Origin of the sequence: Brachybacterium sp. YJGR34 (assembly GCF_003347015.1) — a bacterium.
In the GTDB taxonomy this organism is placed as follows: domain Bacteria; phylum Actinomycetota; class Actinomycetes; order Actinomycetales; family Dermabacteraceae; genus Brachybacterium.
The window spans coordinates 14,577-30,491 of record NZ_PNFB01000032.1 but is presented as its reverse complement, the minus strand read 5'-3'; the positions used below and the strand labels follow the sequence as shown (position 1 = coordinate 30,491).

Genomic DNA, 15,915 nt, shown 5'->3' with positions numbered 1-15,915 from the left:
GGCGCCCCCGCAGCCGAGGCTGCGGGGGCGCCGTGCTCGGGTGGCGGGCGCTCAGCTCGCCGGCTGCTCCTCGGCGGCCGCGGGCTGCTCGAAGTGGCCGAGGCTGCCCTCGACGGTGGGCAGCGAGATCGTCTCGCTCAGCCCCTCGGCGCTGACCTCGAGATCCAGGATCGAGCCCGGCACCGCGGCGACCTCGCCGACCGGGACCTCCTGCTGGTCCTCGCCGGAGCCGAGGCGGACGGTCTCGTGCGCGGGGACGGTGACCGTGGCGTCGAAGAGCGAGGAGGACCCCTCGAGCCCTTCGAGCTCGACGCTGATGTCCTGGTCGGAGTAGTTCACGACGGTCGCGAAGAAGGTGGCCGTGCCGTCCTCGGCGAGGTACAGCACCGCGTTGCGCACTCCCGCGACGGACGCGCCGTCCTGCTCGAGCGTGGCGTTGGTGCCGTCGGCGGCCTGGTAGAAGTCGTGGGTCTGCACCGGGCTGAAGACCGCGCATCCGGAGGCCGAGAGCGCGAGACCCAGGGCGGCGGCGGCGAGCACGAGACGGCGGGGACGGCGCACGGGAGGACTCCTGTTCCAAGGCCGCGGACGCGGCGGGGACGATCTGGGAACTGCCCTGACAGGGTACCGCACCGCGGGGGTCCGGACGGTCTCCGCGGCCCGTGAGCAGGGCTTCTTCTGCAGAGCAGGGCATTTTACCACGAGGGTGGAATGCTAGACTTGCCCGCGGAAAGGGGACCCACCACATGAACTTTGCCGTCGGCGAGACCGTCGTCTACCCGCACCATGGGGCCGCACTCATCGAAGAGGTCAAGACCCGCACCATCAAGGGCGAGGACCGCACCTATCTCAAGCTGAAGGTCGCCCAGGGCGACCTGACGATCGAGGTCCCCGCCGACAACGTCGACCTCGTCGGCGTGCGCGACGTGGTGGACAAGGAGGGCCTCGACGAGGTCTTCGAGGTGCTGCGCCAGCCCTACACCGAGGAGCCCACCAACTGGTCGCGCCGCTACAAGGCGAACGTCGAGAAGCTGGCCTCCGGGGACGTCAAGAAGGTGGCGGAGGTCGTCCGCGATCTCTGGCGCCGCGACCAGGATCGCGGCCTGTCCGCCGGGGAGAAGCGGATGCTGGCCAAGGCGCGCCAGATCCTCGTCTCCGAGCTCGCGCTCGCGGAGAAGACGGACGAGGCCGATGCCGAGTCCATCCTCGACGAGGTCCTCGCCTCCTGAGGCCCTCCCCTCCGTGCCTCCCGTCGTGACCTCGGCCGCCGTGCGGCCGATCGTCCTCGCCCTCGCACCACCCGCCCCGGGACTGTCCCGGGGCGGGCTCACGCCCAGCCTCGAGCTGCTCGGCGGCTCGCGCCTGATCGAGCGCCTGCTGCGCACCCACGAGGAGCTGGACCTGGCCCCTCCCCTGGTGGTCGCCGGAGGCGAGGCCGCCGCCGGGCTGCGCGAGGTGCTGGGACCGCGCCGACAGGTGCTCGCCGTCGACGGCGGTCGCCGCGAGGCGCTCCGGGCGGCGCTCGCCCAGAGCTCCGCCGACCAGGAGCTGCTTCTCCTGCACGACGCCGAGCGCGCCCTCACCCCGGCCGCGGCCGTGCGGCGCGTGCTCTCCGGCCTCGAGGACGGGGTGGACGCCGTCGTCCCCGTGGTCGCGCTCACCGACTCCGTCAAGGAGGTCCGTCCCGACGGGCTGCGCAACATCGACCGCTCCACCCTCGCCGGTCTGCAGAGTCCGCGGCTGCTGCGCCGCGGGGTGCTCGAGGCGGCGCTGGCGGCGCCGGCGCGGGTCGCGGCAGCGGACGGCCCTGCCGTCGAGGGGCAGGGCGACGACAACTTCGACGAGATCCTCGCGGCGCTCGACGGCGGCGCGCGGGTGCGCACCGTCCCGGGGTCGCACTCCGGCTTCGCCGTACGGGATCGCCTCACCCTCTGGCAGGCGCAGATCTCCCTGGGCCTGGCCCGCGACACCTCGCACCGCCACGGCCTGGCCCGGCAGTCCTGATCGCGCCCGCCGGGCGGTCCGCCGGGGCGGCCTCAGCGCCGGCGCCGACCGCGCCAGACGGTGCGGAACTCCTCGGCCATCCTCCCGGGCTTGGACAGCGTGCGCGAGGGCAGGCTGGTGGCGAGCTCGCCGGGGTCGCGGCGCAGCCGCCGCATCAGCCGCCCCGGCTTGCTGGAGATGCGCTGGCGCAGGTCGGGCAGGTAGTCCTCGGAGACGTCCAGGCGGGTCACCGCACCGCAGCCCGTGCACCGGATCTGGGACACGAACCGACCGGCGTAGACCACGACGTGCTCCGCCTCCTGCTCGCAGGCGGTGCAGCGCAGGTAGCTCTCCTCGACGCTCATCGGCTCCTCCTCACGGTGACCTCAAACCTAGCGCGCTGACGACGTCCTGGGCCAGGAGCAGGTCCTGGGCATAGGTGATCTTGAAGTTCGTCTCCTCGCCGCGCACCCACGTGACGGGCAGGTCCGTGTACTCCTCCGCGCACGAGGCGGTGTCGGTGCCCACGAAGCCGTCGCGGGCCGCCGCCTCGTAGGCGTCGAGGATGGTCGCGGCCCGGAAGCCCTGCGGGGTCTGGACGCGCACCAGCTCGCCCGTCGGGTGACCGTGGTCCGCGGTCAGGGTGTCCTCGGGGCCGGCCGGGGCGATGTCCGCCGAGGGGATCCCCGGGACCGCGCCGCCCCGCTCCCGCGCGGCGTGCAGCACCGCGGAGACGAGCCCGTGGCTGACCAGCGGCCGCGCCGCATCGTGGATGAGCACGGTGTCGATGACGCCGGTGTCGATGCGGTCGGCGAGGTGGCGCAGGGCGAGCAGCTCGGACTCCTGGCGGGTGTCGCCGCCGGTGATGATCTCCAGCGGGGCGTCGGTCTCGCGCACCTCCACGAAGCGGGCGTGCTCGAGATCCTCGGGGCGGACCACGAACACCAGCAGCCCCACTCCCTCGACGGCGGCGAGCGTGTTCAGCCCCCAGCTGGCGATGCTGCGACCGGCCAGCGGCAGGAACGCCTTGTTAATGCCGGCCCCCACCCGGGTGCCGGAGCCGCCGGCCAGCACCACGCCGGCGGCCCGCCCGCGCAGGCGGGGGGCGCGGGGACGGCGGGGCTGGTTCACGGTGGCATCGTAGACGGCCGGGACCACCGGCGTGGCCCGCCCGGCCACGACGTGACAGAATCGATTGTCGCCGGTGCCGCCCGCGAGCGGACCGCACCGTCCCTCGCGGCCCGGCACCATGTTCATCCACAGCTCAGGAGATCGTATGCTCACCATCGCCGTCGTCTGCGGCGCAGGGATCGCCACCTCCGCGCTGATCGCGGACCAGGTGCGCGACCATGTCGCCGCCCACGGCCGCCGGGTCCAGGTGGTCCAGGCCACCGTCATGGACCTGCTGTCGCCGGACTTCCACGCCGATCTCGTGGTCAGCACCGTCGATCTCCCGGATGCGCTGGGCATTCCGCAGGTCTCCGGAATGCCCCTGCTGCTGGGCACCAGCCCGAGCGTCACCTACGACGACATCGACCGCCTGCTGGGCAGGATCGACCGCACCGGCGGCGCGGAGGGCACCGCCCCGTGAGCCCCCTCGCGCCACCGCTGCCCCGGGTCGGCATCGGGGTGGACGTCCACGCCCTCTCCCCCGCCGATGCCCCTCGGGAGCTGTGGCTCGCGGGCCTGCTCTGGGAGGGAGAGCGCGGCCTGACCGGACACTCCGACGCCGACGTCGCCTGCCATGCCGCCTGCGACGCGCTGTTCTCCGCCGCGGGGATCGGCGACCTGGGCGCCCACTTCGGCACGGACCGCCCCGAGTGGGACGGCGCCTCCGGCTCCCTGCTGCTGGGCGAGGCCGCGCGGCGCGTGCGCGCGGCCGGCTTCGAGATCGGCAACGTCTCCGTGCAGGTGCTCGGGAACCGTCCGCGGCTGTCGGCACGTCGCGAGGAGGCGGATGCCGCGATGAGCCGCGCCGCCGGCGCCGCGGTCGCCGTCTCCGGCAGCACCACCGATCACCTGGGCCTGACCGGCCGCGGCGAGGGCATCGCGGCGATCGCGACGGCTCTGGTGATCCCGGTCGGGCAGGATCCGGCATGACCGGGGATGAGGGCACCGCCACCGAGCTGCCGCTGACCGCCGCCGAGGTCGAGGCGGCGGCCCAGCGCCTCGCGCCGGTGCTGCGGCGCACCCCGCTCGAGCACAGCGAGCGCCTCAGCGCGCTGGCCGGCGTGCCGGTCTGGCTCAAGCGCGAGGACCTGCAGTCCGTGCGCTCCTACAAGCTGCGCGGCGCCCACCTCTTCCTCGATGCGCTCGACGCCGCGGCGCGGGAGGCCGGAGTGGTCGCCGCGAGCGCCGGCAACCATGCCCAGGGCGTCGCCCAGGCGTGCCGTGCCCTCGGGATCCGCGGCCGCATCTACGTCCCCGGCACCACCCCGCGGCAGAAGCGCGAGCGGATCACCGCGATCGGCGGGGATCTCGTGGAGCTGGTGCTCGTCGGCGACACCTTCGACGACGCGGCCGAGGCGGCGGCGCTGGACGCCGAGCGCACCGGCGCCACGCCGGTCCCGCCCTTCGACCATCCGGTGATCATGGCCGGCCAGGGCACGGTCGCCCTCGAGGCGGCCCAGCAGCTCCGCGCCGAGCACGGGCGCGAGGTGGGCACGATGGTCCTGCCCGTCGGCGGCGGCGGGCTGCTGGGCGGCTGCGGCGCCTGGCTGCGCGATCGGCTCCCGGCGGTGCGGATCGTCGGTGTGGAGCCCGCGGGCGCGGTCTCCATGGCGGCCGCGGTGCGGGCGGGCCATCCCGTGACCCTGCCCGAGATGGACCGCTTCGTGGACGGCGCGGCCGTGCGCCGGGTGGGCGCCGGACCGCTGCGGATGGTGCAGGAGATCGACCCGGAGCTGCTGGCGGTCGACGAGGGCGCCGTGTGCACCGAGATGCTCGCGCTCTACCAGGTCGACGGGATCATCGCGGAGCCGGCCGGGGCGCTCGCCGCGGCCGCGGTGGCCACGGACCTGATCCCCGCGCTCGGCCGGCCGGCCGGCCCCTCCCCCGAGGACGGGGCGGGCGATGTCGTCGTGGTGCTCTCCGGCGGCAACAACGACGTCTCCCGCTATCACGAGATCGTCGAGCGCTCCCTCGTCCACGAGGGGCTCAAGCACTACTTCCTGGTGACCTTCCCGCAGGAGCCGGGCGCGCTGCGGCGCTTCCTGGACCGGGTGCTGGGCCCCCACGACGACATCGTGCTGTTCGACTACATCAAGCGCAACAACCGCGAGCAGGGCCCGGCACTGGTGGGGCTCGAGATCGGCACGCAGGAGGACCTCGCGCCGCTGATGTCGCGGATGGCCGCCTCGGGCATGGAGATCGAGCGCATCGACCCCCAGGACCCGATCTACCGCTATCTCACCTGAGCGGCGCGGTCACCGCGGCGACCGCGCCGCGGGGGCTCAGCCCTCCGGGTAGGCGTCCGCGTCCGGAGCCAGGGCGGCCGCGCGGGCCTCGACGGCGGAGCGGACGATGTCGTCCAGCCCGTGCTCGGACTTCCAGCCCAGGGTCTGCGCGATGCGGTCCCCGGAGCAGATCAGCCGGGCGGGGTCGCCCGGGCGGCGTGCGCCGATCTCGGGAGTGATCTCGATGCCGCGGGCGCGGGCGATCGCGTCGATCACCTCGAGCACGCTCGAGCCCTCGCCGGTGCCGACGTTGAACACCCGGTGCGGACGCTCCTCCCCGCGCAGGTAGTCCAGCGCCGCGAGGTGGGCATGGGCGAGGTCGAGCACGTGGACGTAGTCGCGGATGCCGGTGCCGTCGGGGGTGTCGTAGTCGTCGCCGAAGACGACCGGTGCCCGCCCCTGTTCGAGGGCGTCCAGCACGATCGGCACCAGGTTCATCACCGCGGTGTCCGCGAGCTCCGGCCAGCCGGCGCCGGCGACGTTGAAGTACCGCAGGGCGACGGTGCGCATGCCGTGGGCGCGCTCGGCGTCGGCCAGCATCCATTCGCCGACGTACTTCGTCGCGCCGTAGGGGTTGATCGGCCGCGGGGTGAGGTCCTCGGTGACCAGGTCGACGTCCGGGACCCCGTAGACCGCGGCCGAGGAGGAGAAGACCACGTCGCGCACCTCGGCGCTCGCGCAGGCCGAGAGCACGTTCGCGAGCCCGCCGATGTTGTCGTGCCAGTACATCTCCGGGTTCTCGACGGACTCGCCCACCTGCTTGTGGGCGGCGAAGTGGATCACGGAATCGGCGCCGGAGGACCGCAGGGACTCGGCCAGCACCTCGCGCGCCTCCGGCCGGGTCACGTCGAGCTCGAGGAGCTCGGCACCCTCCGCGCGCGAGCGCAGGCCCGTGGAGAGGTCGTCGACGACGATCACCCGCTCCCCCTGCTCCAGGAGGAGTCGCACCACGTGCGACCCGATGTATCCGGCACCACCGATCACGAGAGTCGTCATGGTCCGGAGCCTACCGGCCCGTGGGGTGCGCGGAGGTCTCAGCTCCAGGAGCTGGAGACCGGGCGTCCCTCCTGATAGCCGGCCGCGCCCTGCAGACCGATCACGGCCCGCTGGCGGAACTCGTCGGTGCTGACCGCTCCCGCGTAGGTGAAGGAGGAGCGGACCCCGGCGGTGATCTCGTCGAGCAGGTCCTCGACGCCGCCCTTCCCCTCGGCGAGGTACATGCGGGAGGTGGAGATGCCCTCCTCGAACAGGCCCTTGCGGGCGCGGGCGAAGGCGTCCTCGTGGGCGGTGCGGTGGGAGACCGCGCGCTTGGAGGCCATGCCGAAGGACTCCTTGTAGCGGCGGCCCGCCTCGTCGGCGCGCATCTGGCCCGGGGACTCGTAGGTGCCGGCGAACCAGGAGCCGATCATCACGTTGGAGGCGCCGGCGGCGAGCGCGAGCGCGACGTCGCGGGGGTGGCGGACCCCGCCGTCGGCCCACACGCGGCCGCCGAGGCGGCGGGCCTCGGCGGCGCACTCGAGGACCGCGGAGAACTGCGGACGCCCCACGCCGGTCATCATGCGGGTGGTGCACATCGCGCCGGGGCCGACGCCGACCTTGACGATGTCGGCGCCCGCCTCGATGAGCTCGCGCGTGCCCTCCGCGGTGACGATGTTGCCGGCGACCAGTCGCACCGCGGTGCCCTCCCGGGGGCCCAGCACCTCGCGCGCGCTCCGCAGCGCGTCGATCATCCGGTCCTGATGGCCGTGGGCGGTGTCCAGCACGATCACATCGACCCCGGCGGCGACCAGGTCCCTCACGCGGGTCGCGACGTCCGCGTTGATGCCGACGGCCACGGCGATGCGCAGCCGGCCCTCCGCGTCGGTCGCCGGCCGGTAGATGGTCGAGCGCAGCACCGACGTGGCGGTGAGCACGCCGCGCAGGAGACCGTCCTCGTCGACCACGAGCGCCGCGTCGTGATGGGTCGCGGCGATGCGGCCGTGCAGCTGGGCGGGCTCGACCGCGAGATCCGCGGGGCGCAGCACCGGGACGTCCTCGCTGAGCACGTCGCCGACCTGCGAGAACGAATCCCGACCGGCGATCTCCTCGGCGCTGATGGTGCCGAGCGGGCGGCGCTCCTCGTCGACGACGACCACCAGGCCGTGGGGGCGCTTGGGCAGCAGGTCCGCCGCCTGCCCCAGGGTGCCGGTGACCGTGAGGGTCAGGGGATGGTCCACGACCAGGTCACGCTGCTTGACCGAGCGCACGATCGAGTCGATCCGCTCCGGGGCCAGATCCTGGGGCAGCACGGCCAGGCCGCCGCGCCGCGCCATCACCTCGGCCATGCGGCGGCCGGAGACGGCGGTCATATTGGCGGCGACCAGGGGGATGGTGGTGCCGGTGCCGTCGTCGCTGCCGAGGTCCACATCGAAGCGCGAGGTGACCGCGGAGCGTCCGGGCAGGAAGAAGCAGTCGTCGTAGGTGAGATCGGTCGACGGGGTGTGGATCAGGCGCATGCTCCTCAGGATACGGAACACCGCGTTCGCACGACCTCCACCAGGTTCTCACAGCATGGTGCGCGACGATCTCCGGTCGTGAACCTAGGATGTAGCGCATGACGGACCCGGCCTCGCAACGCAGGCGCCGTCGGTCCGGCAGACACCAGCAGCCGGTCCGGCGCGCGCCCTCGACGCCTCTGCCGCCGGAGGTGGCGCGCAGCAACCGCGACGCCGCCTTCGGGCACAGCACGCGCAAGCGCACCTGGATCGGGGACGGGACGTCCGCGCCCGAGGAGGCGACGGGGTCCCGACCCGAGAGCCCCACGAGCTCCGAGGCCCCGGGCCCCCAAGCGTCGCAGCGCGGGCACGGCCGGCGCGCCGCCTTCCCGATCGAGCAGCTCGACGATCGTCAGGGCGCACCGGTCGGCGACGCCCATGACGCCTGGTCCCACCCCGAGGACGACGACCCCTCCGCCGGCGCCCCGCCGCAGGCGGCGGACGCCTCAGCAGCATCGGCATCGGCCGGCCCCGACGCGACGGCGACGTCCGTCGGTGACAGCTCCGGGTCGGGCTCGGGGGGCTCCGGAGAGTCCGGCTCCGGCGGAGGCTCCGGCTCCGGGGATCCCGAGGAGGGCTCCGGCACCGACGGGGAGGATCCCCGCCGGGGCTCCCTGCCCAAGGTCGCCTTCTGGACCGTGCTGACCTCGCTGGTCCCGGGGTCCGGCCTGCTCCCCACCCGCCTGCGCCGCTACGGCGTGCTGCTGCTGGGGCTGCTGCTGCTCGTCATCGCCGCGCTGGGCGCGGTGCTCCTGCAGGGCGATCCCCTGCGCACCCTGATGATGATCGCGAGCTTCCGCGGCGCGCTGATCGGACTCATGATCGCCGTCGGCGTGCTGGGGGTGGTGTGGGCGCTCCAGATCGTGGCGGCGAACCTCGCGCACTCGCGGCGGGAGCGGCTCCAGGGCGCCCGGCGCTACCTCGCCCTGGCCCTCGCCGCCCTCATGGTGGTCGGCGTGGTGCTGCCCTTCGGCCGCGGCGTCCAGTCGCTGTGGGCGCTGCAGGGCCTGGTGGGCTCGGACACCGTGTTCGGCGGCGGGGACGGCCAGAACCATCCCTTCACCGACGGCGAGGACCCCTGGGCGGACACCGAACGGCTGAACTTCCTGCTGCTGGGGCAGGACGCCGGCGCGGACCGCACCGGCACCCGGCCCGACACGATCATGGTGGCCTCGGTGGACACCGAGACCGGCAAGACCGCGCTGTTCTCGATCCCCCGCAACCTCGAGAAGGTCGAGTTCCCCGAGGGCACGGTCGCGGCCGAGGAGTTCCCCGACGGGTTCGACTACTACGGCCCGAACCAGAGCCTCATCAACGCCGTGTGGACCTGGGCGGAGGAGCACCCGGACCTCTTCCCGGGCGACCCCACCCCCGGGCTGACCGCCACCACCTGGGCCGTGGAGGAGACGCTCGGGCTCGAGACGGACTACTACGCGATGGTGAACCTGCAGGGCTTCGAGGACATGGTCGACGCCCTCGGCGGCGTGGACCTGGTGGTCGAGCGGCGCATCCCCATCGGCGGCGGCGCCTCGGAGGTCGAGGGCTACATCGAGCCGGGCGAGCAGAAGCTCGACGGCTTCGACGCCCTGTGGTACGCCCGCTCCCGCGAGGGCTCCAACGACTTCGACCGCATGTGCCGCCAGCAGCGCATCGTGCGGGCGGTCGCCGAGGAGGCGGATCCCTCCACGCTCGCCCTGTCGATCCCCGGACTGGTCACCGCGACGGAGAAGAACATCCAGACGGACATCCCCGTCTCCGACCTCAACGCCTTCGCCGATCTCGCGCTGCGCATCAAGGAGGGCGGGTTCACCTCCTACCCGATCACGCAGGACGTCACCTTCTCCGGCGATCCGGACTTCGAGTACCTCGAGGTGTGGGTCCAGGACTCGATCGACCACTCGATGGAGACCGAGGAGCCGGAATCGGTGATGGGCGAGACCGAGCCCGGATCGACCGAGCCGGCCGAGACCGCCGACCCGGCCCCGGAGGAGTCCTCCGCGGAGGAGAGCACCCCCGGCGAGGCCACGCCCACCGAGGAGGAGACCACCGAGGAGGAGACCCCCACCGCGGAGGAGACCACGGAGGCGGACGGCGCCGAGGAGGAGACCGAGGCGACCGAGATCGAGGAGGACCCGCTGCAGTCCTGCCTGCCCGGCGCCGAGCAGGAGGGCTGAGGGGCCGTTCCACGGCGCCGCCGTCCCCACCCGGCGACCTGGGCCGGCGCGCTCAGTCGATGAGCTGCAGCAGGGCGTTCTCGACGAGCTCCGGCATCGCCGGATGGATCCAGTACTGGGTGGTGGCGATGTCGCGGGCGGTCTGCCCGGTGCTCATCGCCTGGATCAGCAGCTGGATCAGGGTGGTGGCCTCCGGCCCGATGAGGTGCGCGCCGAGGATCTCGGTGGTCTCCGCATCGGCGATGATCTTCACGAAGCCGGTGGTGTCCTCCATCGCCCAGCCGTAGGCGATCGAGGCGTACTCCTGGAGGGCGACCCGGATCTCGCGGCCGGAGGCGCGCGCCGTCTCCTCGTCCATCCCCACCCACGCGACCTGCGGATGGGTGAAGACGCCGGCGGGGATCGGCATCGTGTCCGAGCGCCGCAGCCGCTCGGGGTGCAGGATGTTGTGCCGCACGATCCTCTGCTCGTGGTTGGCGACGTGCTTGAGCTGATGGGGGCTGGAGAGGTCCCCGAGGGCCCACAGCCCCTCGAGCACCTCCCCACCGCCGAGGACCCGCTGATGGGCGTCGACCAGCACGCGGCCGTCGGGGGCGGTGTCGATGCCCGCGGCCTGCACCGCGAGCAGATCGGAGTTGGGGCGCCGACCCACGGCGACCAGCAGCTCCTCCGCCGCCAGCAGCACCTCCTCGCCGTCCCGCTCGCCGCGCAGCTCGATGCCCTCCGCGGTGCGCCGCACCGCGGTGGCCTGCAGGCGGGTCTCGAGGTGCAGGCGCTCGTCGAGGATCTCGGTGAGGCGCGCGGAGACGTCCGCATCGGCGGCGCTCAGCACCCGCTCGGAGCGGGCCACGAGCGTCACCTCGACGCCGAGCGAGGCGAAGACGTGCGCCATCTCCACGGCGATCACGCCCGATCCGAGGATCAGGAGCGAGGCCGGCAGATCGTCGATCCGCATGATGGTGTCCGAGGTGTGGGCACCGACCTCGTCGATCCCCGCGACCGGCGGCAGCACGGGGCGGGAGCCCGCGCCCAGCACGATGGTGTCCGCGGTGACGGTCCGCTCGGTGCCGTCCTCGCCGAGCACGCGCAGGGTCCGGGGCCCGGTGAAGCGGGCGGTGCCGCGCATCAGCGTGAGATCGGCGTTGTCCGGGTGGTCGCGGCGGTACTCCTCGCCGCCGGCGGTGATCGGGTCGATGCGCCCGAAGATCCGGTCCCGGATCGCCGGCCAGTCCACGTGCCGCAGCTGCTCGGTGAGCCCGAAGCGCGAGGACTCGGCAGGGGTGTGCGCGAGGTTCGCGGTGTGCACGAACATCTTGGTGGGGATGCATCCGAGGTTCAGGCAGGTGCCGCCGAACACGCGATGGGGGCCCACGCCGCGGTCGATCTGCACGATGGTGCGACCGGCGAGCTCGGGCCCGGGGAAGGAGTTGGCGGAGCCGGAGCCGATGAGGGCGATGTCGTAGTGGGTCGTGGCGTTCACCCTGCCAGGCTAGTCGCACCGGCGGTGGCACAATGGCGCGGGCGCGCGCACCCGCGCCGTCCCCGCGTCCACGAGGAGCCCCCGCCATGTCCTCCCCCGTCCCGCCGGCCGACGCCCACGACCTGATCCGGGTGCGCGGCGCTCGCGAGAACAACCTCCAGGGCGTCTCCCTGGACCTCCCCAAGCGTCGCCTGACGGTCTTCACCGGGGTGTCCGGGTCCGGGAAGAGCTCGCTGGTCTTCGGGACCATCGCCGCGGAGTCGCAGCGGATGATCGACGAGACCTATCCCGCCTTCGTGCAGGGGTTCATGCCCTCCCTGTCCCGTCCGGACGTCGACGACCTGCAGGGCCTGACCACCGCGATCATCGTGGACCAGGAGCGGATGGGCGCGAACGTGCGCTCCACCGTCGGCACCGTCACCGATGCGGGAGCGTACCTGCGCACCCTCTTCGCCGCCCTCGCCGAGCCGCACGTGGGCGGCCCCGGGGCGTTCTCGTTCAACGTCCCCTCGGTGAGCGGCTCGGCGACGATCACGGTGGACAGGGGTGCCGCGAGCGGCGAGGAGACCGTGAGCTCCACACGGGTGGGCGGGATGTGCCCGCGCTGCGAGGGCATGGGGACCGTCTCCGACCTCGACCTCACCGAGCTGTACGACGCGGAGAAGTCCCTCGACGAGGGGCCCTTCACGATCCCGAACTACGTCGCCGGCGGCTGGTACGTGAAGATCTTCGCCCGCTCCGGCTTCTACCCCTCGGACCGGCCCATCGCGTCCTTCACGCCCCAGCAGCTGGAGGACTTCCTGTACAAGGAGCCCACGAAGATCACGATCGACGGGATGTCGATGACCTACGAGGGCCTGGTCCCGAAGATCCAGAAGTCGATGCTCAGCAAGGACCGCGAGTCCATGCAGCCCCATGTGCGGGCCTTCGTGGACCGTGCGGTCACCTTCATCTCCTGCCCCGAGTGCCACGGGACGCGGCTGGCGGAGCACGCCCGCACCGCGAGGATCGACGGCGTCTCGATCGCGGACGCGAGCGCGATGCAGATCACCGCGCTCGCGGACTGGGTCGAGCAGCTGCGCTCCCGGCACGCGGGCCCCTCGGTGGCACCGCTGCTGACGAACCTGGCCGCGCTGCTGGACTCCTTCGTGAGGATCGGCCTGGGCTACCTCTCCCTGGACCGTTCTTCCGGCACGCTCTCGGGCGGCGAGTCCCAGCGCACCCGGATGATCCGCCATCTCGGCTCCGCCCTGACCGACGTCACCTACGTGTTCGACGAGCCGACCGTCGGCCTGCACCCGCACGACATCACGACGATGAACGATCTGCTGCTGGCCCTGCGGGACAAGGGCAACACGGTGCTGGTGGTGGAGCACAAGCCGGAGACCATCGCGATCGCCGATCAGGTCGTCGACCTCGGGCCGCGGGCCGGTGCCCACGGCGGCCGGCTCCAGTACCAGGGGGACGTGGCGGGGCTGCGCGCCTCGGACACCCTCACCGGGCGTCACCTCGAGAAGCGCGTGCAGCTCAAGGAGCAGGTGCGCGCGGCGACCGGGATGCTCGAGATCCGCGGCGCGGACCATCACAACCTCCAGGGCGTGGACGTCGACATCCCGCTCGGAGTGCTGTGCGTCGTCACCGGCGTTGCCGGCTCCGGCAAGTCCTCGCTGGTGCACGGCTCGCTGCCGCCGGGCGCCGAGGTCACCGTCGTGGACCAGAGCGCGATCCGCGGCTCCCGTCGCTCCAACCCCGCCACCTACACGGGCCTGCTGGACCCGATCCGCAAGGCGTTCGCGAAGGCGAACGGGGTCAAGCCCGCGCTGTTCTCCCCGAACTCGGCGGGCGGCTGCCCGGTGTGCAAGGGCGCGGGGACGATCTACACCGAGCTCGGCTTCCTCGAGACCGTCGCGACCCCCTGCGAGGAGTGCCGGGGCCGGCGGTTCCAGGCGGCGGTGCTCGAGCACACGCTCGGAGACGCCTCCATCGCCGACGTCCTGGAGATGTCCGTGGAGCGGGCGCTGGAGTTCTTCACCGCCGCGGAGTCGCGGGTGCCCGCGGCCGCGACGGTGCTGCGGAGGATGGATCAGGTGGGCCTCGGCTATCTCACCATCGGCCAGCCGCTGACCTCCCTCTCCGGCGGTGAGCGCCAGCGCCTCAAGCTCGCCACCCACATGGGCGGCACGGGCGGGGTCCTCGTGCTCGACGAGCCCACCACCGGTCTGCACCTCGCCGACGTCGACGCCCTGCTGGCCCTCCTGGACTCCCTCGTGGACTCCGGCACCTCCGTGATCGTCATCGAGCACCACCAGGCGGTGATGGCGCACGCCGATCACCTCATCGACCTGGGGCCCGGCGCGGGGGCCGACGGCGGCCGGGTCGTCTTCACGGGCACTCCGGCCCAGCTCGTCGCCGAGGCCTCCACCCTGACCGGCCGTCACCTGCGCGGGTACGTCGCTCCCGGCACCGCCTGAGATCCGCCGTCCGCGGCGGCGCGGCTACGCTGGGCCGGTGCCCGTACTCCCCGCCGCCCTGCGCGACCTGCTCGATGTGCTGCGCTGCCCGCTGTGCCGGGAGCCGCTGGACGCCGCGACGGGAGGCCTGCGCTGCCCCGCGGGCCATGCCTTCGACGCCTCCCGCGCCGGGTACGTCTCGCTGCTGGGCGGCGGCGGAGCGGTCAGCGGCGACGACGACGCGATGGCGCGGGCTCGGGAGCGCTTCCTCGGCACCGGTGCCTACGCTCCCCTGCTGCAGGCCCTCGGCGACCTCGCCGCGGAGCACGTGCGCGCTGTGGGCGCCGCCCCCGCGGCCGCCGGTGCCGCGCCGACGCTGCTCGACGTCGGCTGCGGCCCCGGCTACTACCTCGCCGGCGCCCTCGAGCGCTTCCCCTCCGCACGGGGTCTGGGCCTGGACACCTCGACCCGCTCGCTGCGCTTCGCGGCCCGTGCCCATCCGCGCGCGGCGGCCTGCGGAGCGGACGTCTTCGCGCCGCTGCCACTGCAGGACGACGCGGCGGATCTGGTGCTGGACGTGTTCGCGCCGCGCCACGGCGCCGAGTTCGCCCGGGTGCTGCGCCCGGACGGGGCCCTGCTCGTGGCCCGGCCGGCCGCGGATCATCTCCTCGAGCTGCGCGAAGCCGTCCCGGGGATGGTCTCCGTCGACCCCCGCAAGGAGGAGCGACTCCACAGCGCCCTGGATCCCTGGTTCACGACCGTGGAGCAGCGCGAGGTGCGCTTCGCTCTGCCACTGACCCCGGAGCGTGCCCGCGACCTGGTCGCGATGACGCCCAGCGCACGGCACGTGGACCCCACCGACCTCGATCAGGCGCTCCCGGCCGGCACCACGGTGACCGTCGCCGTCCTGGTCAGCGCGCACCGCCCCCGCTGACCGCAGGCGTGCACGGTCCGCGCGATACTGGAGGCGGGCCGACCGGCCCGCCCGATCCCCGAGCAGGAGGCCCTGTGACCGACCGACGCGCCGTGTTCATCGACTTCGACGGCACCTTCGCCCAGCGGGGCGTGGCGCCGCCGGCGCACGGTGACGCCGTGGCGCGCGTGCGGGGGCAGGGCCACGCGGTGCTGCTGAGCACCGGTCGGCCCGCGTCGATCGTCGCCCCCGAGGTGGCGGAGCTGTTCGACGGCGTGATCACCTCGGCCGGTGCGCACGTGCGCCTGGGCTCCGAGGTCCTGACCGACCAGCGGTTCCCTCCCGCGCTCGCGCGACAGGCGGTCGAGGTGCTCACAGCGCACGGTGTGGCCTTCGTGCTGGAGGCGCCGGAGGCGCTGTGGTGCTCGGCGCCGTCCGCACAGCGGGTGCGGGCCCGGATGCGTCCCCGGGACGGGGACGAGGCCGCCGGGCTCGGCAACGGCCCCCGGGACATCCTCGATGCGCTGCGGGTGCGGGAGGACCTGGCCGCCTGCTCCGTCGCGAAGATCTCGCTGTGGGGCTCGCCGGTCCCGGTCGAGCAGCTGGCCTCCGAGATCGGGGAGGAGGTCGGGGCCCTCCCCAGCTCCCTGCCCACCGAGGACACGGCCTCCGGTGAGCTGCACCTGCGTGCGGTCGACAAGGCCGACGGCATGCAGCGGGTGGGCGAGCAGCTGGGCATCGCCCCGGCGGCGCGCATCGCGATCGGCGACGGCCTGAACGATCTGGGCATGCTGCGGGCGGCCGGCACCGCGGTCGCGATCGCGGGAGGCCACGATCAGGTGCTCGCCGCCGCGGACCTCGTGGTCCCGGGCCCCTCGCAGCACGGGATCCTCACGGCCTTCGAACGGCTCGGCCTGCTCTGAGGC

The 15,915-nt window shown here is 73.4% G+C and carries 15 protein-coding genes; 9 read left to right on the top strand and 6 right to left on the bottom strand.

Translation table 11 applies throughout. The features are described 5' to 3' along the window. Window positions 1-51 precede the first annotated feature (51 nt). Window positions 52-561 (bottom strand): hypothetical protein, encoded by a 510-nt coding sequence (locus tag CXH06_RS17760; RefSeq protein ID WP_114856533.1) that lies wholly within the window; start codon window positions 559-561, stop codon window positions 52-54. 185 nt (window positions 562-746) lie between these two features. Here CXH06_RS17760 and CXH06_RS17755 point away from each other — a divergent pair, with 185 nt between their 5' ends. Both CXH06_RS17755 and CXH06_RS17750 read left to right on the top strand, forming a co-directional pair. Beyond that, window positions 747-1,229 (top strand): CarD family transcriptional regulator, encoded by a 483-nt coding sequence (locus tag CXH06_RS17755; RefSeq protein ID WP_114856532.1) that lies wholly within the window; start codon window positions 747-749, stop codon window positions 1,227-1,229. 25 nt (window positions 1,230-1,254) lie between these two features. Beyond that, the gene (locus tag CXH06_RS17750; protein ID WP_114856537.1) at window positions 1,255-2,004 is read left to right on the top strand and encodes a 2-C-methyl-D-erythritol 4-phosphate cytidylyltransferase; all 750 of its coding nucleotides are present in this window, start codon (window positions 1,255-1,257) and stop codon (window positions 2,002-2,004) included. Window positions 2,005-2,036: 32 nt separating this feature from the next. Here the strand turns inward: CXH06_RS17750 and CXH06_RS17745 are convergent, their stop codons facing one another. Together CXH06_RS17745 and CXH06_RS17740 are read right to left on the bottom strand one after the other, a co-directional pair. Continuing rightward, complete coding sequence (locus CXH06_RS17745; protein ID WP_114856531.1) at window positions 2,037-2,348, bottom strand: hypothetical protein; 312 nt, start codon at window positions 2,346-2,348, stop codon at window positions 2,037-2,039. 10 nt (window positions 2,349-2,358) lie between these two features. Next, complete coding sequence (locus CXH06_RS17740; protein WP_114856536.1) at window positions 2,359-3,114, bottom strand: 2-C-methyl-D-erythritol 4-phosphate cytidylyltransferase; 756 nt, start codon at window positions 3,112-3,114, stop codon at window positions 2,359-2,361. Window positions 3,115-3,259: 145 nt separating this feature from the next. On the opposite strand from CXH06_RS17740, the gene CXH06_RS17735 reads away from it, so the two are divergent. From CXH06_RS17735 to ilvA, 3 genes are read left to right on the top strand one after another with little or no spacing between them, the layout of a single operon-like run. Next, entirely contained in the window at window positions 3,260-3,574 is a 315-nt protein-coding gene (locus CXH06_RS17735) for a PTS sugar transporter subunit IIB (RefSeq protein ID WP_114856530.1), read from the top strand. Next, entirely contained in the window at window positions 3,571-4,083 is a 513-nt protein-coding gene (gene ispF / locus CXH06_RS17730; protein ID WP_114856529.1) for a 2-C-methyl-D-erythritol 2,4-cyclodiphosphate synthase, read from the top strand. Before CXH06_RS17735 ends, ispF begins: the two co-directional genes overlap by 4 nt. Beyond that, on the top strand, window positions 4,080-5,399 hold the full coding sequence (gene ilvA / locus CXH06_RS17725) for a threonine ammonia-lyase IlvA (protein WP_114856528.1): 1,320 nt from the start codon (window positions 4,080-4,082) through the stop codon (window positions 5,397-5,399). The genes ispF and ilvA overlap by 4 nt, the downstream gene beginning before the upstream one ends. A 36-nt stretch (window positions 5,400-5,435) precedes the next feature. Here ilvA and galE read toward each other — a convergent pair whose 3' ends face one another. Both galE and CXH06_RS17715 read right to left on the bottom strand, forming a co-directional pair. Further along, entirely contained in the window at window positions 5,436-6,434 is a 999-nt protein-coding gene (galE, locus tag CXH06_RS17720; RefSeq protein WP_114856527.1) for a UDP-glucose 4-epimerase GalE, read from the bottom strand. Between the two features lie 38 nt (window positions 6,435-6,472). Continuing rightward, window positions 6,473-7,933: a GuaB1 family IMP dehydrogenase-related protein gene (locus CXH06_RS17715; protein ID WP_114856526.1), complete on the bottom strand. Its 1,461-nt coding sequence runs from the start codon at window positions 7,931-7,933 to the stop codon at window positions 6,473-6,475. Between the two features lie 191 nt (window positions 7,934-8,124). Here CXH06_RS17715 and CXH06_RS17710 point away from each other — a divergent pair, with 191 nt between their 5' ends. Next, window positions 8,125-10,146 (top strand): LCP family protein, encoded by a 2,022-nt coding sequence (locus CXH06_RS17710; protein ID WP_232820417.1) that lies wholly within the window; start codon window positions 8,125-8,127, stop codon window positions 10,144-10,146. A 52-nt stretch (window positions 10,147-10,198) separates the two neighbouring features. On the opposite strand, the gene CXH06_RS17705 is transcribed toward CXH06_RS17710, so the two are convergent. Continuing rightward, a complete protein-coding gene (locus CXH06_RS17705; RefSeq protein WP_114856524.1) occupies window positions 10,199-11,626 on the bottom strand; it encodes a mycothione reductase in 1,428 nt (475 codons plus the stop codon). Window positions 11,627-11,712: 86 nt separating this feature from the next. Here CXH06_RS17705 and CXH06_RS17700 point away from each other — a divergent pair, with 86 nt between their 5' ends. The 3 genes from CXH06_RS17700 to CXH06_RS17690 all read left to right on the top strand — a co-directional run bounded on the left by CXH06_RS17700 (window position 11,713) and on the right by CXH06_RS17690 (window position 15,912). After that, window positions 11,713-14,097, top strand: a complete 2,385-nt coding sequence (locus CXH06_RS17700) for an excinuclease ABC subunit UvrA (protein WP_198684104.1) — start codon at window positions 11,713-11,715, stop codon at window positions 14,095-14,097. A gap of 37 nt (window positions 14,098-14,134) precedes the next feature. Further along, window positions 14,135-15,010, top strand: coding sequence for a putative RNA methyltransferase (locus CXH06_RS17695; protein ID WP_114856522.1), 876 nt, complete (start codon window positions 14,135-14,137; stop codon window positions 15,008-15,010). A gap of 74 nt (window positions 15,011-15,084) precedes the next feature. Further along, window positions 15,085-15,912: an HAD family hydrolase gene (locus CXH06_RS17690; protein ID WP_114856521.1), complete on the top strand. Its 828-nt coding sequence runs from the start codon at window positions 15,085-15,087 to the stop codon at window positions 15,910-15,912. The last annotated feature ends 3 nt before the right edge of the window (window positions 15,913-15,915 follow it).